The organism is Bacillus sp. JJ1764, assembly GCF_036962145.1.
GTDB lineage: Bacteria > Bacillota > Bacilli > Bacillales > Cytobacillaceae > Neobacillus.
The window spans coordinates 6,870-25,368 of sequence record NZ_JBALNY010000055.1 but is presented as its reverse complement, the minus strand read 5'-3'; the positions used below and the strand labels follow the sequence as shown (position 1 = coordinate 25,368).

At 41.0% G+C, this 18,499-nt stretch carries 10 protein-coding genes and 1 pseudogene; 2 read left to right on the top strand and 9 right to left on the bottom strand.

Annotated elements, in window-relative coordinates:
• Positions 1-257: 257 nt before the first annotated feature.
• Complete coding sequence (locus V7083_RS09445; RefSeq protein ID WP_335477272.1) at positions 258-1,166, bottom strand: chemotaxis protein; 909 nt, start codon at positions 1,164-1,166, stop codon at positions 258-260.
• 370 nt (positions 1,167-1,536) lie between these two features.
• Here V7083_RS09445 and V7083_RS09440 point away from each other — a divergent pair, with 370 nt between their 5' ends.
• The gene (locus V7083_RS09440; protein WP_335477271.1) at positions 1,537-1,908 is read left to right on the top strand and encodes a hypothetical protein; all 372 of its coding nucleotides are present in this window, start codon (positions 1,537-1,539) and stop codon (positions 1,906-1,908) included.
• A 184-nt stretch (positions 1,909-2,092) separates the two neighbouring features.
• Positions 2,093-3,250 (top strand): pyridoxal-phosphate-dependent aminotransferase family protein, encoded by a 1,158-nt coding sequence (locus V7083_RS09435; protein ID WP_335477270.1) that lies wholly within the window; start codon positions 2,093-2,095, stop codon positions 3,248-3,250.
• A gap of 101 nt (positions 3,251-3,351) precedes the next feature.
• Here the strand turns inward: V7083_RS09435 and V7083_RS09430 are convergent, their stop codons facing one another.
• The 8 genes and pseudogenes from V7083_RS09430 to V7083_RS23795 all read right to left on the bottom strand — a co-directional run.
• Entirely contained in the window at positions 3,352-5,580 is a 2,229-nt protein-coding gene (locus V7083_RS09430; protein WP_335477269.1) for an AAA domain-containing protein, read from the bottom strand.
• 79 nt (positions 5,581-5,659) lie between these two features.
• Positions 5,660-6,400 carry a pyruvate formate-lyase-activating protein gene (pflA, locus tag V7083_RS09425; RefSeq protein ID WP_335477268.1) on the bottom strand — a complete coding sequence of 247 codons (741 nt, stop codon included), beginning with the start codon at positions 6,398-6,400 and terminating at the stop codon, positions 5,660-5,662.
• Positions 6,401-6,462: 62 nt separating this feature from the next.
• Positions 6,463-8,688 (bottom strand): formate C-acetyltransferase, encoded by a 2,226-nt coding sequence (gene pflB / locus V7083_RS09420; RefSeq protein WP_335477267.1) that lies wholly within the window; start codon positions 8,686-8,688, stop codon positions 6,463-6,465.
• 76 nt (positions 8,689-8,764) lie between these two features.
• The gene (adhE, locus tag V7083_RS09415; protein ID WP_335477266.1) at positions 8,765-11,362 is read right to left on the bottom strand and encodes a bifunctional acetaldehyde-CoA/alcohol dehydrogenase; all 2,598 of its coding nucleotides are present in this window, start codon (positions 11,360-11,362) and stop codon (positions 8,765-8,767) included.
• Between the two features lie 617 nt (positions 11,363-11,979).
• Complete coding sequence (locus V7083_RS09405; protein WP_335477264.1) at positions 11,980-12,627, bottom strand: fumarylacetoacetate hydrolase family protein; 648 nt, start codon at positions 12,625-12,627, stop codon at positions 11,980-11,982.
• A gap of 201 nt (positions 12,628-12,828) precedes the next feature.
• Positions 12,829-12,984 carry a hypothetical protein gene (locus V7083_RS09400; RefSeq protein WP_335477263.1) on the bottom strand — a complete coding sequence of 52 codons (156 nt, stop codon included), beginning with the start codon at positions 12,982-12,984 and terminating at the stop codon, positions 12,829-12,831.
• A gap of 18 nt (positions 12,985-13,002) precedes the next feature.
• Positions 13,003-17,565, bottom strand: a complete 4,563-nt coding sequence (locus V7083_RS09395; protein ID WP_335477262.1) for an OmpL47-type beta-barrel domain-containing protein — start codon at positions 17,563-17,565, stop codon at positions 13,003-13,005.
• 402 nt (positions 17,566-17,967) lie between these two features.
• Positions 17,968-18,309, bottom strand: a pseudogene (locus tag V7083_RS23795) (PKD domain-containing protein); the annotation flags it as partial.
• Positions 18,310-18,499 lie beyond the last annotated feature (190 nt).

Here is an 18,499-nt window from a genome sequence, read left to right as displayed (position 1 = left end):
ATCAACAGGGTTTAAAATCAACAGTATTCTTTAACATTGCCAAAGCCAAAAAAATACCAGATATCGTTCAAAAACGATATCTGGTATACGCTCTCTAACTATTTAGTTTTCATTGGGACATTCCGATGGAGGGAATTCTTAGCTGCTTCTATATATTCAGCTATTGCTTTTTTTTCGCAGCATCCGGCTTTACTGCCTCCTAGTCAGCTGTTCTTTCCTAAATAGGTGATTTAAGTTGGGTATTTATTAAAATTAATTTATTTTAATAATAACGAGTCCAAAATATTTACTAATGCTTCAATCTCTGGTTTGGATATTTGTGCATTCGCTCCTACACTTTCTCCTTTGTGGCGCAAATCTTCTGTAATTAAAGATGAGAAAATAACCACTGGTAGTTCTTTTAAAATGGCATGGTCTTTCACGCGTTTCGTTAAGTGGAGACCATCCATTTGAGGCATTTCAATATCGGTAATTAAGCAATCAATCTCTTCTAAAACTCGATCACCCTTAGTTTGAACCATTGCTTCAAGGTAATCCCACATTTCTTTCCCATTCGACTTAATGGTAACATGCTGGTATCCTGATTTTTGAATACTAGTTTGAATTAGTTCGATAAGGAACGATGAATCTTCTGCAATTAAAATATGCTTTTTGTCTCTAGCCACTTTTGGTTCTATATTACCAATGCGGGTTTCATTAATACCAGTTGCTGGGTTAATTTCAGTAAGAATTTTCTCAAAGTCCAACAGCAGTGTAATATTATCTTCCAGTTTTACAATCCCTACTACCAAGCTCGCATCATTATGAAATGTATTTGAAGGGGTTTCAATATTCTCCCATGTTAATCGGCGAATCCCATTAACAGTGTCGACCTGGAATGCTACTACCTGCTGATTCATTTCAGTAATAATCCATTTACAAGTACCATCGAATTGGTGGTTTTGTAACCCGAGAACTTTCGATAAATTAATAACAGGAAGAACTCTTCCCCTTAATTCACTGACTCCCATAATATATGGATGAGAAAGAGGAATAGGGGTAAAGGGACGGGCTTCCACTAGTTCTCTTACCTTCAATACATTTATGCCATAGGTGTTTACACCAACTTTAAACTCCATAATGTCCAGCTGATTTGAACCACTTTCTATTTGTTTATGAGTATCCATGACAATCTTTCCTTTCGATCTGCTCTAGTTCACACAAAATATACACTTAATTATTAGGTGTTTTTCTTCCTGGGTCAATCATTTTCGAAAAATATTCTCGAATTATGTCGAATATTTTGTTATATGTATGTAGTTACCTTTTCTTGCGATTGGATTAAATAGGGCTTATAAAAAAGTTCCAGTTTTATGGCAAAGCAATATTGTTACTCATAAAAAATATTCATTAATGTATATGATTCGATCATGATAATGATATTTATGTATTTATTAAAATGGTAATTATAAACTGACTGAACCACTCCCCTTTTGCAAAATCTATCTTTGGGTTGATTTTCAACCTAATAAACAAAAAACAAATGGGGGTCTATAGATGGATACAATGCAACATTCACTTACTCACTTGCAAAGAAGCCGACAAATTGCCCAACAATTGATTCAACAAACTCAACAGAGCAATCATCAATACCAGCAAATGCTTCAAAATGAACAACAAAACATCCAAATGATTAATCAAATGTTACAACGGGAACAAATGGCTGTACAGACTATTCAACAAAGTCTGCAAGGCCACGAGATAGCCATTCAAAGATGTAATGAAGTGATTGCTGAATGTAACCGACTTGAACAAGAATTGTCCGGACAAATTGGATTCGGCGGAATCCAACCGCAGCACTTTGTTAATCCTGGTGTGCAAACCACTCATTATCAAGGTTTTCAAAACTCTTCTTTTAGACCGCAATAATATCACGATCAGGTATGACCTAGGATTTTTAAACTTTGGTCTAGTTAAAAGGGATTGTCAGGGTTTTAACCTTGGCAATCCTTTTTTCTTTCATAAATGATCCTTAATTCATTTCTCTTAGTAAAAGATTTCCAATGAGTTATAATGGATGATGGAGTTAGTTTTACGTTTGGAGGGAAAATCTATGTATCCTAATATTTTAAGACATCCAGGACCAACCCCAATTCCTAAAAAGGTTCAGCTTGCCATGGACCATGACATGATCAGCCATCGAACAGAGGAGTTTGTCCAATTATACCTTGAAACAACTAATCGTGTGAAACCGATATTTGGTACTAATCAGGAAATTTTGTTGATTCCTTCAGGTGGCACGGCTGCATTGGAAGCTGCAGTTGTAAATACCCTGTCCCCTGGTGAGGAAGTCGTTGTTATCACTGTTGGAGCTTTTGGGAACTATTTTGTCTCGATTTGCGAAAAATATGGTTTCAAGTTACATAAGCTGGAGAAAAATTGGGGCGATGCATGCACGGAGGAAGACTTAATTCAATTTCTAAAACCGCTGTCAAATGTTAAAGCTGTTTTTGCCACCTACAATGAGACATCAACAGGAATCTTGAATCCAATCGAAAAACTAGCAGAAGTCGTTCGCACCTATTCAGATGCATTATTTATTGTCGATGGCGTTAGTTGTATTGGCGGAGCACCTGCCGAAATGGACAAATGGGGTATTGATATTCTAGTAACAGGTTCTCAAAAAGCGATGATGCTTCCTCCTGGACTTTCCCTATTAAGCATAAGTGAAAAGGCATGGAGAGTCATTGAGAAAAACCATACATCCTCCTATTACTTGGATTTATTAAGCTACCGAGATTGGGCTGAAAAAGGGATGACTCCTAATACACCTGCTATTTCGCTCATTTTCGGCCTATCAGCTGTTTGTGATTTAATTGAAGAAGAAGGCGGGTTTTCACAAACAATCGCTCGTCATGAACTAATGAAGAATATGGTAAGGGGCGCCATGAAAGCACTCTCAATTGGACTCTTAACTAGTGATGAATATGCCTCTCCTACCATAACTGCGATTTGGGCTCCGAAAGGATTGGAACTTCCTATGTTCCTCAGTCACTTAAAGCAAAAATACCATCTAGACTTTGCCGGTGGCCTCGGACATCTTCAAGGTAAGATTTTCCGTTTTAGTCACATGGGCTACTGCTTCCCTAGTGATATTCTCCAAGCGGTTTCCCTTATTGAAGCCGGTTTGCAGGACTTCAACTACTCATTCGAACCAGGAGTTGGGGTATTTGCAGCACAAAGAGTATTTCTAGACACACATAGAATGTAAGCAAATCTATAAAAACAGGCTCAAGTATTTCCCATTGAGCCTGTTTTTATTAATTTAATTCAAAGGTTTTTTCACAGTTTGATAGAGAATATTCTTTCCTGCTAAATAAATTGTTTTAACAAGTATTCGCACACATTTCTAGAGCAAAGTCTTGCCGCTATATAAGGAGGGCGGATATCTATTGCACCTTCCAGTGGAAGCCCTAGCCATAAAACCTTTTCGTCAATCATGACAAATGGAAATGGAAACTGGACTTTAAGCAACTCGTCAGAAAAATCCCTTTCTTGATCGGGAATAACAGCCACTTTCAAATGTTTTCCTTTGTTTAATAACTGCTCTTTCCATTCATCAGATAAATTCGTTCCTATCGGCAAAGAGATGGTAATGGATTCCCTTGCCGAATTCAAATCCCGAAAAACTGCTTCCAATTTAATCGCATGAATCCACCTTAACTTTGAATGTTGATTTTGAACCCACGAACCAATTTCTTTTGTAGTAATGGATTGTTTATTCCGTACCTGGTGATCAACAAGCTGTCTTAGTGTTTTTCCTTGAAAAATATGCTTTTCAATAAAATTTCTGTTGCTGACATGTAGAAATTTCCCTTTTGTTCTAGTAATAGCCACGTTAATCAATCGCTCACTGTCTTTGCCGGTTAATAACATACCAGGCCTTTGTTGAGGAGCACTATCTACGGTATCGAAGATCATTACATCCCGCTCACTTCCCTGGAATCGATGGACAGTTGCAGCTATAATATCAGCTTTTTGGCACTCGTCCCTATAGATTTCTTCAAGAAGTGACTCCATAAGATTTGCTTGGGCCCGGTATGGTGTCACATAGCCAATCGATTTCGCTCCATCCAAGTATGCTTCATGAATTAATTGAAAAGACAGTAATAACTGCAATAGGTTAAATCTGGAATTGGTTGTTTTATCACTTAAACAATGTAAACCTGTGAAGCTAGTATCCACGAGAACGGTAGCGTGATCTTTTAAGGGTGCCTGGCTGACGATCTGATTTCTATTTTTATAGACACTTTGATGATCACCAACAAGTGAATGATAAATATAACGATTCGTAAAAGCAGAAATATCCGGGTGCATTCGCCGTTGTTCTTTTAGCAAAAATAGTTGTGGATGGAGTTCCCCATCATTAATCGAATCCACCACCCCTGCATGATGAAACACATCCTCTTTAAGCCATTTGGCCACTAGAGGATCCCTGCTTGAAGCAATTGGGGGCAATTGCTTGAAATCCCCGCAAATAATGACTCTCTTTCCGATTGCAGCAGCAAAAGCAGCCTGTGGAATATACGCCATACTTGCTTCATCGAGGATCACAACATCATATTCTTGTTCATAAATAGCACTGTCGCTGGCTGCCTTTGCCAGCGTTGCTCCGACAATGAACGCATCCTTTACTAATTGAACTTCTTTCTTGCGGATTTTTTCAAAAAGCTTACCAATTTGAAGTTCAAGCTCCATTACATGATCAGAATCCCGTTTACTAAAAGAATTGGCTAAATCTTGTTTTAAGTTGGTTCTTTCTTCTAATAACCTCATGCGATCCTGTGAGAGAAGGGGATCCTGTTTTTCAATGAGCCCTCCAGTGGTAATTTCGTGATGGTTTACAAGCGCATCTCCATTATTTCCCCCATAACGAAGTATATCTCCTTCTCGAAATCGGTGTTTTTTTTTAATAAAATCTGTCAACTCACTCATCAAAACATCCACAGCTTGATTACTATGTGATAAAATTAGCACTTTTTTCTGCTGAAAATATTTATTGGCTGCTGTTCTAGCCAAGGTATAAGTTTTACCAGTTCCGGGCGGTCCCCAGACGAATGTAACTGGATTATATTTTGAACGTAACACTAATTCATGGACATTACTTTTAATTTTTTCAACAGGATGCTTGGTATCCTTGGAAGGATTCATTAATCTTTTCACTCTGACTCGCTTTTGCTTGTTTTTTTTGATTTCGTCCAAGCGTTCGATTAATTGTTCCAGCAGTTCCCATGGATCATGCAATAAAAAAGCATCAGGGATTAGGTCGCCAAAACCTTTCTCTAAAGAAAGAATGATCCCTCTCCCCTCGGAGGAGAGGACCTTTCCTTTGCTATTCATGGCACCCCATTCGAGTTTGATCGCCGAACCTACCGGAATCCGTAATGAGATAGCGGTGTCAAAATAATAGTTGTATGATTCCTCATTTGATAACAAACGTCCGTTGGTAATGATAAATCGGCTTCCACCAAACTTTTTCAAATAATTTATTTCCAGTTGTAAGGCTTGCTTCCACTCATTGATATATGTTTTCGTTGTCATTTGCTTCCCCTTGTTGTGAAAAAACTTTCTCTGTATTGATTTTTATTAGGTGCTTTAACATACTCGATAAAAATCCTTGCTAATTATTTTTGATGTGTGCTGTTAACTTTTGATAGGCATAATCAACTTGTTGATCGGTAGGAGGCACAATATGTTCTAATGGATACTCGAGACCAAGCGCTTCCCACTTGTATACGCCTAGTTTATGATAAGGCAGAATTTCTACCTTTTCAACATTCTCCAATGTTCCAATGTATTCGCCAAGTCTTTCAAGATCCTCTTCGTCATCTGTTATGGTAGGTACCAAGACATGACGCACCCAAATGGGTATTTTCCTGTCTGATAACAACCTTGCAAATTCTTTAATATGGTCATTGGTCATTCCCGTTAATTTCAAATGCTTTTCCCGGTCGATATGTTTTAAGTCAAGTAAAATAAGATCAGTATAACGTAAAAGTTCGTCCAATTGATCAAGATATACTTGCGAATGGTGAAAGGAGCCGCCGGAAGAATCAATGGTTGTATGAATCCCCTTCTTTTTACAATCTTTAAACAACTCGATGAGAAATGGGATCTGCAACAATGGTTCGCCGCCGCTTACCGTAATGCCGCCGCCAGAAGCCTCAATGAAAGGGAGGTAGGTGATGACATCATTCATGATTTCGGATACGGACATCTTTTTGCCCGCTCCAATCTCCCATGTATCGGCATTATGGCAAAACTGGCATCGTAAAAGGCAGCCTTGTGTAAAGACAACATAACGGATTCCAGGACCGTCGACTGTCCCAAGTGTTTCAATTGAATGGATGTTTCCAAGCAAGCTGATGTCCCCTTTCAAAAGGTTTAGGAGCTACACAAAAATTTAGGTAGCTCCCAGTTTCATTATAAAGATTCGTGGAACGTACGATTTATTACATCGAGTTGTTGTTCTTTTGTTAATTTAATAAAGTTTACTGCGTAACCAGAAACCCGAATCGTTAATTGTGGATATTGCTCAGGATGTTCCATTGCATCCATTAATGTTTCTCTGTTTAAAACATTAACATTCAAGTGGTGTCCGGTTAAATTGGCATATCCATCTAAAATGGATACGAGATTACGGATTTGAGCTTCTGCTTCCTTACCTAAGGCTTTTGGGACAATTGAAAAGGTGTTGGAGATCCCATCCATTGCTTCGCTATACGGAAGTTTAGCAACCGATGCAAGAGAAGCCAATGTCCCTTTTGTATCACGACCATGCATTGGATTTGCACCAGGCGCAAACGGTTCCCCAGCACGTCGCTGGTCAGGCGTTGTACCCGTTTTCTTACCATAAACGACATTAGATGTAATGGTTAGGATGGACAAGGTATGAACTGAATCACGATAGGTTGGGTGCTTGCGCAGCTTTTTCATGAATCGCTCCACAACTTCAACAGCAATACTGTCCACACGTTCATCATTGTTACCATATTTCGGATAATCTCCTGAGGTTACAAAGTCTACTGCTAATCCATTTTCATCGCGGATCACTTTTACCTCACCATATTTAATAGCACTCAAGGAGTCAGCAACGACGCTCAACCCTGCGATACCGGTTGCCATCGTACGAAGGATCTTCGTATCATGAAGGGCCATTTCAATCCTTTCGTAGCTATATTTATCATGCATATAGTGGATGATATTTAAGGTGTTTATATATAGTCCTGCAAGCCACTCCATTATTTGATCAAATCTTTGCATCACTTCTTCAAAACGTAATACCTCTGAAGTAATCGGCTGGAATTGAGGTCCAACTTGAATTTTCAGTTTTTCATCCATACCGCCATTTATGGAGTACAGCAATGCTTTTGCCAGGTTTGCACGGGCACCAAAAAATTGCATCTGCTTCCCAATCTCCATGGCAGATACACAACAGGCAATACCATAATCATCCCCGTATTCAGGGCGCATAATATCATCATTTTCATATTGAATTGAGCTGGTTTGAATGGACATTTTCGCACAATACTGCTTAAAGTTTTCCGGTAGTCGCGTTGACCATAAAACAGTTAGATTAGGTTCTGGAGCCGGGCCTAAATTATCAAGTGTATGAAGGAAACGGAAAGAATTCTTTGTAACGAGTGGGCGCCCATCCTGAGCCATACCTCCAATGGATTCGGTTACCCACGTTGGGTCGCCACTGAATAATTCATTGTAATCAGGTGTACGGGCGAATTTTACAATTCGAAGCTTCATAATAAAATGGTCGACGATTTCTTGGACCTGAGATTCAGTTAGGGTTCCATTTTGCAGATCCCGCTCTACATAAATATCAAGGAACGTAGATACACGCCCAAGGCTCATTGCTGCTCCGTTTTGTTCTTTGATTGCAGCAAGATAGGCAAGATATAACCATTGGAAAGCCTCCTGAGCATTTTGAGCAGGTCGTGATAAGTCAAAACCGTAACTAGTTCCCAGCTGTTTCAGTTCATTAAGTGCTCGATATTGCTCGGAAAGCTCTTCACGTAAACGGATGTTATCTTCTGTCATGATAGTACTAGTATTTTGGAAATCCTTTAGTTTTTCTTTCATTAGAAAATCTATTCCATATAATGCGACCCGGCGGTAATCCCCAATAATCCTTCCTCGTCCATAGGCATCAGGCAATCCGGTAATAATCCCTGCTTTACGGGCAAGCAGCATTTCTTTTGTATAGGCATCAAATACACCCTGATTGTGTGTTTTGCGGTACTCTGTAAAAATTTTCTCCACGTCCGGACTTAGTGTAAACCCAAATGATTCACATGCTGCCTTAGCCATACGAATTCCTCCAAAAGGCTGCATGGATCGTTTGAAAGGTTTGTCTGTTTGAACTCCGACTATCCTTTCAAGATCTTTATCCAAATACCCAGGACCATGAGAGGTAATCGTAGAAACAATTTCAGTATCCATATCAAGGATTCCGCCTTTTTCCCGTTCCTGTTTCGTCAATTCCATTACCTTGTTCCATAGTTTTTGGGTTGCTTCTGAAGACGTTGCTAAAAAGGAATCATTCCCTTCATATGGAGAGTAATTCTTAATGATGAAGTCCCGAACGTCTACCCTTCTTGTCCATTGACCTTTTATAAATCCTTCCCATTGTTCCATCCTTACTCACCTCTAATGGAGTTTTAATAAAAACGGAGCTCAAAACAGCTCCGTTTTTATTATTAATACCACCTATTTAAACACCTTTAAAAGCATTTAAATATACTTCTTCAAGCTCTTTTACAAGTGGCATTTTAGGGTTTGCCGTTGTACATTGATCTTCGAAGGCTTTGTCTGCTAAATACGAAAGCTTTTCTTTAAACTCTTGTTCACTTATACCTTGTGCTGCAATACTCATTTCAATATTTAATTCTTTCCCTAAATTAGTGATTGCTGTTATGAGACTTTCAACGCCTTCTTCCGTGGTAGAAGCTTTCAATCCCAACATACGTGCTATTTCTGCATAACGTTGATCGGCGATAAAGTATTCATACCTAGGGAATGCAGTAAACTTTGTAGGCTTCTTAGCGTTAAATCGGATGACATGCGGCATTAATATGGCATTCGCACGTCCGTGCGGGATATGGAATTCTGCTCCGATTTTATGGGCCAAACTGTGATTAATACCTAAGAATGCATTGGCAAATGCCATACCTGCTATCGCAGAGGCATTATGCATTTTTTCACGAGCCTCTAAATCATTGCCATCTCGATAAGCTCTTGGTAAATAATTAAACACTAATTTAATTGCTTGTAGAGCGAGCCCATCCGTATAATCATTTGCTAAAACACTTACATAAGCTTCAATCGCATGAGTTAAAACATCCATACCCGTATCCGCTGTAATACTTTTCGGAACGGTTGTTACAAACTGTGGGTCGATAATAGCTACATCCGGTGTCAACTCATAATCAGCTAATTGATATTTAATATTGTTCTTTTTATCCGTAATAACTGTAAATGGAGTAACCTCTGAACCTGTTCCAGAAGTCGTTGGTATTGCTACAAATTGTGCTTTACGACCCAACTCAGGGTATTTGTAAGCCCGTTTACGAATATCAAGGAATTTAAGTTTCGGGCCTTCCAATGAAGTATCAGGATATTCAAAGAACATCCACATACCTTTAGCAGCGTCCATTGCGGATCCTCCACCAAAAGCGATAATGGTATCGGGATCAAATGCCCTCATTCGTTCTGCACCTTTTAAAACTGTAATATCTGAAGGATCGGGTTCAACATCCGAGAAGATTTCAATCTGGACTCTTTCACTTCGTTTTTCTAAATGATATTTAATGACATCTACATAGCCCAGTTTAACCATAGCCTCATCAGTAACAATAAAGGCTTTATTAATACGGTCCATCTTTTCTAAATACTGAGTAGAATACCGTTCAAAATAGATTTTTGGTGGAAGTTTTACCCATTGCATATTGTTATTTCTTCTTCCTAACTTTTTAAAATTTAACAAATGAACTGAAGTGACATTGGCGGAAACTGAGTTCTTACCATATGAGCCGCATCCCAATGTTAGTGAAGGAATGAATGCATTGTATAAATCACCAATTCCGCCATGGGTAGAAGGAGAATTTAGAATCACGCGGTAAGCCCTTACCCGTAGACCAAATTCTTTTTGAATCTCATCATCATTACTATGAATAACGGCAGAATGTCCAAGCCCGCCAAACTCAAGGATTTTTTGACAAGTATCAAACCCTTCATCTGTCCCTTTCACCTTAATGGCAGCTAGAACCGGACTCAATTTCTCCCTGGTTAATGGTTCACCTACACTTTCACATTCCACAATGAGAATTTTGGTATCCTCTGGTACATTCACACCTGCAGATGATGCGATTTCATAGGCAGATTTACCGACAATATCAGCATTGACGGCACAAGTATTTTCATTAATGACAAGACCTTCTAATTTTTTCTTTTCTTCTGGTGTAACAAAATAACAATTATTATCTGCAAATTCTTTTTTCACTTCATCGTATATGGCCTCATCCACTACAATGGTCTGTTCAGATGCACAAATCATTCCATTGTCAAATGTCTTGGATAGGATTACATCATTAACCGCACGCTTAATTTTAGCTGTTTTTTCAATATAACAAGGAACATTACCAGGTCCCACACCTAAAGCCGGTTTTCCTGTGCTATAAGCGGATTTAACCATCCCTGATCCACCTGTCGCTAAGACGAGGGCCACTCCGTCGTGATTCATGAGGCTTTTAGTTGCCTCTAAAGAAGGAACTTCAATCCATTGTATACAATTCTCTGGAGCCCCCGCCTTCACTGCAGCTTCTAAAAGGATTTTAGCTGCTTCTCTGCTACATTTTTGTGCAGAAGGATGAAAGGCAAAAATAATGGGATTTCTTGTTTTAATCGAAATAATCGATTTAAACATGGTGGTTGATGTAGGGTTTGTGGTTGGTGTTACACCTGCAACTACTCCAACCGGCTCTGCTATTTCAATTATGCCCGTTTGTTTATCTTCGCTAATGACACCAACTGTTTTATTATCTTTAATTGAATTCCAAATATATTCGGTTGCAAATATATTCTTTATGATTTTATCTTCATAAACTCCTCGACCCGTTTCTTCAACTGCCATTTTGGCAAGTCGCATATGTTCACTTAAACCAGCTAAAACCATTGCATGAACAATTTTATTTATTTGTTCTTGATTAAAGCCCTCAAATTCTTTTAACGCCTTCTGCCCTTTTGCAACTAGATCATTTATCGTTTCAGAAACAGTTTGTACTCCAACTGCTGTTTTCTCGGTAATTGCCATGCTTTAGAATCCTCCTAAGATTGCTGTTTCAAAAACCCTAGTTGTTATTGAAAGTGCAAACTTAATGTTGATCAGACAGTTTCTTCTTCAATAAACCGGGTACTTTTTTATCATACTTAGGTGAGAACTTTTTATTAGTTGTTTGCAGTTTTAAATATTGGATATTATATTTTTGTTATGTAAATGTATATAATAAAAGGCCCTTACTACTAAAAGTAATGGGCCTTTAAATTAAGAATATAACTTTTTTCCAATAATACAANNGGTATTTTTTCAAAGGAGATATCTGTTAAAAGTTTTTCATATTTTTTTACAATTACTACATGATTTGTGGTCCAGATATAAGACGGAATCTGTTCATTTGTTTTAAACATCATTGCCTCAAATTCGTCGCCAATGGTTGCTTCAAAATCTTCCAACGTATAGGTATCTGCATCCGTTGAAAAATCTTTCCAATCACAAAGCATCATAACGTATCACTCCCTACAAATAATACAATTCTACCGTTTTTAGCGTCCCCGAAGCATAAATACTTATACCCCATTTGTGAGGATACAGGGACAAGCTGATTCATGTTATGATCAACCCAACTGGAATCCTTTAAAGGGGTATTGTTTTCAGTTTTCTCCCGGATTCGTTTCATTTAGGTTTACCAGACAGTCGCCTAGAATGTTGTCTCCCCAACATAGTGTTAAATGATCCCTATCTTTAATGGGGCCAACACCTTCTGGGGTTCCGGTAAAAATCAAATCTCCCTCTCCTAAACCAAAGTTAAGTGCGATGAAATCTATTATAGTCCGTAATTCAAATATCATATTCTGTATATTTCCTTGCTGCACCTTATCACCGTTCTTAAGAAGGGAAAAGTCTATCTGTTTCATTTCGTCTACTCCAGGGAAAGGTATAAATTGGCTTACAATAGCTGAATTCGGAAATCCTTTTGACAATAACCATGGATGCCCTTTTTTCTTAAGTTCACTTTGCACATCCCTTAGTGTAAAGTCAATACCGATTGCCATACTGTCTACCATTTCATCCACTATTAATCCTTTTTCATAGGATCTGCCCATCCTAATCACAATTTCTGTTTCATAATGAATAGACCCACGATTCCCAGGCAAGGAAATTTCTTGACCCGTTGCTTTTATTAGGGCGTGAGTCGGTTTGGAAAAAATCATCGGAGAAGTCGGCACTTCATTTTGTAATTCTTTGGCATGTTCGACATAGTTACGTCCAACGCAATAAATGTTATTAAATTGTTTCAAGCTAATCCCTCATTTTATAAAGTTATTTATAGTTAAAATCTTACACCTCATACCTTGATTACTTCAAGAAAATATCAAAAAGAAAATGCACATGCAGTAGTGTATATCATACAATCCTGACAGTGAACGGAGCTTCTTGAACAAAAAAGGAAGGTGCCCCCCAGGTGAGCTCCTTCCTTTTCCTAAGATAAATTGATAGTTTTAGCTCATGCTTACCCACACATTCTGCCAAAAGTTTGTTTCATCATTCCACCTGAATTCCCAATATTCCGTCTTGCTGATACTTAAGGACTCTAAAATTGGCTTTTCCCAGGCTTTTTTGGCCGGCTGTTCAGAGTTTACTTTTTCCAGTTCCATATCTAATATCCTCCATTTCTAGTATTTGCCGGCTCCCGTGAAAACACCTCGATCAAAATCCATTTTGTTAGTCGGCCCTTCGACATTGCCGGCCTTATCTATGGTATAGTATTCCACCGTATGGGTAACGCCAGCGGTCACAATAAAGGAACCATTATAAGTCTGCCAGGAACTACCGTTAATCCGATAATACGTCTTATCAACTCCTGATCCTCCAGTATCAGAGGCTCGCAAGCTTACATTGAATCCACTGATGTAGGTCTGACCCAATTTATTTTTCGAATAAATAGGATCTAGATGATACAAAGTAACAGGTGCTGCCTTATCAAGATTCACGATGATGGTTTTCGCCGTCTCTACATTTCCCTCGTTGTCGGTGCTACGGTATTCATACGTGTAGATACCGTTCTCAGTGAGCGAAAGGGGAGCTGTATAGAGGTTCCATTCCCCCCCCGGGATTCTGTACTCGATTGATTTGACACCGGAGACATCATCGGACGCCGTTAAAGATACAGTAACGGCAGAGTGGTACCATCCGCCAGAAGGCCCATCTACCGCATTCGCAACAGCTGTCGTCACAGGAGGTGCCACATCTCGGAGCTTCCATGTCACGGCAGCAGGATCAGAAGCAATGACCTTCGTCCCCTCTGTAACTTTTGCTGTCAACGTGTCTGTTCCCGCCTTTTCCCCTTTGTAAGAAAAAGAAACCTCTCCGTTCGAATCCGTCATACCGGTTAATATTGATGGATTCTCTCCCGTAATTTCCAGTTTAACGGTGACTCCGGTTTTTGGGGCGTCATTACTGTCGAGAACCGTTGCCTTCAACTGATGTTCCTCCCCGATGATTTGTGTTGCAGAAGCTGGAGTCAGCTTAACGGCTGCAGCTGGGTATTTCCATTTTGCTTTAGCAGAGGCTGAAATCGCCTTCCCTGCAGTGGCCACTGCAGTATCTTCTCCACCATTAGTTCCCTTGTAAGAGAAAGTTGCAATTCCATCCGCATTGGATAGGACTGTGTACGTTCCGGCATTTGCTCCAGTCACTTTCAAGTTGACGGGATAACCAGCAACCACGTGACCCTTGGCATCCTTGACGAGTGCCTTCATTTCAGTGGTGTCTCCCACTGTATGATCTGCCACAGATGGGGTCAACTCTATAGAAGTTGGCGGTACGGAACCAAATCCGGATAACGGGGCCACATCGTCCATACATGATTCCACATAAGGAGTCGCTGTAAAGTTATGCGGGTTTCCCACTTCCTTACTTTTGGAATAATCAAGGAATAACAAGTGGCCGGAGTTGCTAGCCACTAAAATATGTCCCTTTCCATCGGCTGCCCCCTGATCAAACGTTACGCCAACAGGGGAAGTGTAAACTGAGACCACTTTTTCGGTGACTGGATCGAACTGAAGCAATTGATTGCCACCGTCTAATATTAAGTGTCCTGTATAGCTGTCAAAGAACATTCCGTGTGCCGCCTGTACATTCGAAAGCAGACGGGTAGTTTTGAAGGTCGTCAGGTCAATTTTCCCGAAAGTACCATATCCGTCAGCACGGCTATTTGTGTAAAAAGCATTCCCCGCTGCATCGAAAGCAACTGAGGTTACTGCGTTTTCGTCACCGCTAATCGAATGAACAGTACCTGGCCCAAATACAGGATCTAATGGAAACTCAATCAAAGAGCCAGGTATTCCTGCCGCCCAAAGCTTCTTGCCGCTCTTATCTAGCATTAGATGATAAGCGGTTGCTCCGGCGGGCTGTTTAATTGATTCACCTGTCTCTCGGTTGATTTTGTAAACATAGCTACCTCCCCCTGACAGCAGGTCGCCGTCCGGTGCAAAAATGAGTCCATCTGCGTAGCCCACCTTAGAAACCGGTTGCGGACTTGTCAAGGAGAAACCAACATTCCCATCATAGGTGAATTGAAGCTTTCTCACGTTATCCGCCGCACAGTATCGGCTGAAGTATAAATCGCTGTCAGTAATGGCTGAACCGGTATTAATATATGGGGAGTAAACCACTACGTCAGTAGTTATTGTTACGGATGCACCGTCTTTATCTGTTACTGTCAATTTAGCTGTGTAGTTCTTATCTTCTGCTCCATCCCCTAATGTAGGATATATATGGGAAGCGGAACATTGATTCGAACCAGTATTGTCTCCGAAATCCCATTTACAGGTGACGGCATCACCGCCCGGGTCCTTAATAGTAGGGTTAAACGATATGCTTTGAGCTGACTTTACATACTGCTTGCCCGTTACAGTGACGGTTGGGGGTAGATTATTGACAGTTACAGGTTTCTGCTGACGGGCATCCTGTCCTTTGTCATCCAAAATCAGTAGATTCACCATGTAAGTTCCATTGTCCTTAAACGTATGCGCAACTGAAGCTGAGGATGTTGCCCCGTCCTTTACTATTTCAGGAGTGTTATCGCCCCAGTTCCAGGTTCGCTGAACTTCACTTCCTCCATTTGGCTGAACGGAAGTGTCAGTAAAGGTTACCGACTGCCCTTCGTTTATCGTCACAGGATCAAAAGTGAAATCCGCCACCGCTGGTTCAAATACGGTCTGATTCAAGCTGAAAGTGCCCGTTTTTCCTTTAGAATCTGTGGCCGTAAGTGTGACTTTATACGTACCCGGAGCTCCGTACGTATGTGTTGGAGACTGTTCTGTACTTGTATTTTTATCTCCAAAATCCCAGTTCCAGCTCACAATGGTCGCTTCGGGATCAACCGAAGTGAGATTGTCAAAATGAACGGTTTTACCGCCCTCCTGACCGGTGTTGACCTTTAGCTGCTGGGTGGAGATAACCGTGCTGCTTCCTTGAGTGTTTAATGGGCGATACATGATGTACTTTGCCATAACCGGTTTCTCCAGAATGAAATCCTGCAATTTCCCGTTATCAGCCGCCGTCGCCTTCAAAACCGTGGTAAAAGCTGAATTGTCGGGAGTAGTCGTGGAAACAGCTATTTCAAAATCCTTAACCCTTTGATTGGCATAGTCTATTCTTGGCATAAGCTGAACTTTATCAATCAGGTAAGTTTTGTTTCCTGCTAGAGCAAATTTCACATACTGGTTAGTAAGACTGCTAGTAGCCCAAGGATACAGTGATGCCGAGGAGAAATCTAGCATTGCTTGTGGTGTATGAAATCCGTCATAAGAGCTTGAAGTTGCAATAACAGTTGCCCCAGATTCAAGCAGTGACACATTTCGCCCACCCGTCTGCGGATTAAAGAAGACTTGAGGTGCCTTCGCCTTATCGATGACGAATGAGACGCTCTTCGTGTCTTCTATGTTACCCGCTTTGTCCACACTCCGGTACTCCACTTTGTGAGATCCGGTAGATGAGACGATAATGGGTGATCCATCATATGACTTCCAAATTGCATCGTCCAAGCGGTATTCGGTTTTCGCCAGTCCCGAACCTTTCGAATCTCCATCCGAAGCCGTTAACGTAATCGATACATCCGAGGCGTAGTCTCCATCAGCTCCATTAGGTGTTGACGGATTCACCACAGCAGTAGTCAAGGGCTTTACTCGATCCAACTTAACGGTGACCGTCTGAAGTGAATTTAAATTTCCCGCAAGATCTTCTGCCCGCACATCAACTTTATAGGTTCCATCGGTGTCAAACTTAATCGAGTTCGAATAAGCCTGCCAATCCCCATTGTCTATTCGGTAATCCGTGTGGGAGAGGCCTGAACCCCCGTCCGATACAGATACCGTCTGAATTACCGGACTTACGTACCATCCGTTCTCCCCATCCGGGAACGCTGGATTTAGTGTCGAGGATAAATTAGGTTTGTTTGTGTCTATTCGGAAGCTTATGGATTTCACCGTTTCCTGGTTCCCTTTATAGTCAGTGCTGCGGTATTCAAAGTTATGCTGTCCTTCATCAGAGATACTCACTGGGGAGCTGTAATCCTTCCAATCACCGCCATCTAATGAGAAAAGTGTCGCCTTGACTCCCGACATGTCATCAGATGCACTTAGTGTAACCTTTACTGGTGACGAAATGTACCAACCCTCTTTACCGTCCGGCTGTGTTGGATTAATGGTCGCAGTGGTTGCTGGCGCTTCAGTGTCGGGGTTCTCAACTGGATAGAGGATTGTAAAAGAAATAGACTTTACAGTTTCCTCATTCCCTGTGTTGTCTTTGCTTCGGTATTCCACCGAGTATGTTCCATCCGTACCAATGGAGAAAGGACCTGTATAATTCTTCCAAGTTCCTCCGTTTACCCTGTATTCAGTTACTGCAACACCCGTGTCATTATCACTCGCACTGAGTGAGACAGTCACAGGGGAGGCATATTTACCATCTTGGCCATCCGGCTTTTCCGGAGAAAGCGAAGCTGTAGTCACCGGTGCAATGCTATCCGCCGAAATCCACGAGACATTAGCTTTATTTGATGTGAGTAGCGCTGCTGTTGCCGTCACTGTATCTGATCCCTCATGTTCGCCGACATAGCTAAATGTAGCCACCCCGGAGCTGTCAGTCGTTGCGGTCAAAGTTCCCGGGTTGACACCTTCTATTTTCAGCTTAACTTCAAATCCCCTCACCACTTGGCTCTGATCGTCTAGCACGGTCGCCTTCAGCGTGTGCTCAGCACCTACTCGCAAAGACTTGTTCGCTGGATTTAGCACTATGGACGAAGGCAATGGTCTGAGCACCTGAACAGTCCAGCCTATACGTGTTGATCCCCCGAGTGGACTTGTGTCGGAAACAACAGCCTCAATCCTGTGCAGTCCCACATCAGTAGCAGTTGTGTTGTAGCTAAATGAAGTTCGTGCTCCTTTTGAAACGCCATCCACGAACCACTCCACCGATAGCTGATCCCCGTCTGCATCTGAGGCCGTCAGTGCAAACGAACTACTTTCTCCAATATGAAGCTCTACAAATCGTCCCTCAGGGGCGCTTGTGGAAATAACTGGCGGACGGTTGACGTTTGCTATCATTAGATCAGAATAATCAATACTCGAATTACCTTTTCCATCGGTTACCTTTAGCCCTATGTAGCCGTGGAAAGGTTTCGAAAATGTATGTTTTACAGTTTTTCCCTCGGCATCTTCAAAAGTGCCATCTCCATCCAAATCCCATTGATACTTAGAAATTCCGGCCGAACTCGTCGAGGCGGAACCGTCAAAGGTCATTTCCGTCCCTTCAGTCCCCGAATATGGTCCGCCAGCCTTTGCAACAGGTTGTTCATCATTAAGAGTTGGGTCCTGAAGCAATTGATTGATCACGCTGACGATTTGATTTCCGAAAGCTACAAGATTAGTACCGAACGTGTTATTAACGTCTATTATGGCGGAGCCTTCCTGGAGCATATCGTTTTTCGTCCAGATAAAATCCTGCTTTGAAAAATCGTCCTTAAACTTTGCAATCTCAGCATCACTGAACCCTAGTCCCAACAAATGGCGGACTTCTTCATCTGTCAACCCACTATCGGAGATTCGAGTGCGTAACTGCTCCAAATCGGCCATTGCTTGCGTCAAAGGGCGAGGATCTGCTGATAGT

Bases quoted from the DNA above. Each gene is read 5' to 3' on its own strand.
- V7083_RS09445 (WP_335477272.1), bottom strand. From the start codon at position 1,166: ATGGATACTCATAAACAAATAGAAAGTGGTTCAAATCAGCTGGACATT.
- V7083_RS09435 (WP_335477270.1), top strand. From the start codon at position 2,093: ATGTATCCTAATATTTTAAGACATCCAGGACCAACCCCAATTCCTAAA.
- pflB (WP_335477267.1), bottom strand. From the start codon at position 8,688: ATGGAACAATGGGAAGGATTTATAAAAGGTCAATGGACAAGAAGGGTA.
- V7083_RS09430 (WP_335477269.1), bottom strand. From the start codon at position 5,580: ATGACAACGAAAACATATATCAATGAGTGGAAGCAAGCCTTACAACTG.
- V7083_RS09400 (WP_335477263.1), bottom strand. From the start codon at position 12,984: ATGGAACTGGAAAAAGTAAACTCTGAACAGCCGGCCAAAAAAGCCTGG.
- V7083_RS09440 (WP_335477271.1), top strand. From the start codon at position 1,537: ATGGATACAATGCAACATTCACTTACTCACTTGCAAAGAAGCCGACAA.
- adhE (WP_335477266.1), bottom strand. From the start codon at position 11,362: ATGGCAATTACCGAGAAAACAGCAGTTGGAGTACAAACTGTTTCTGAA.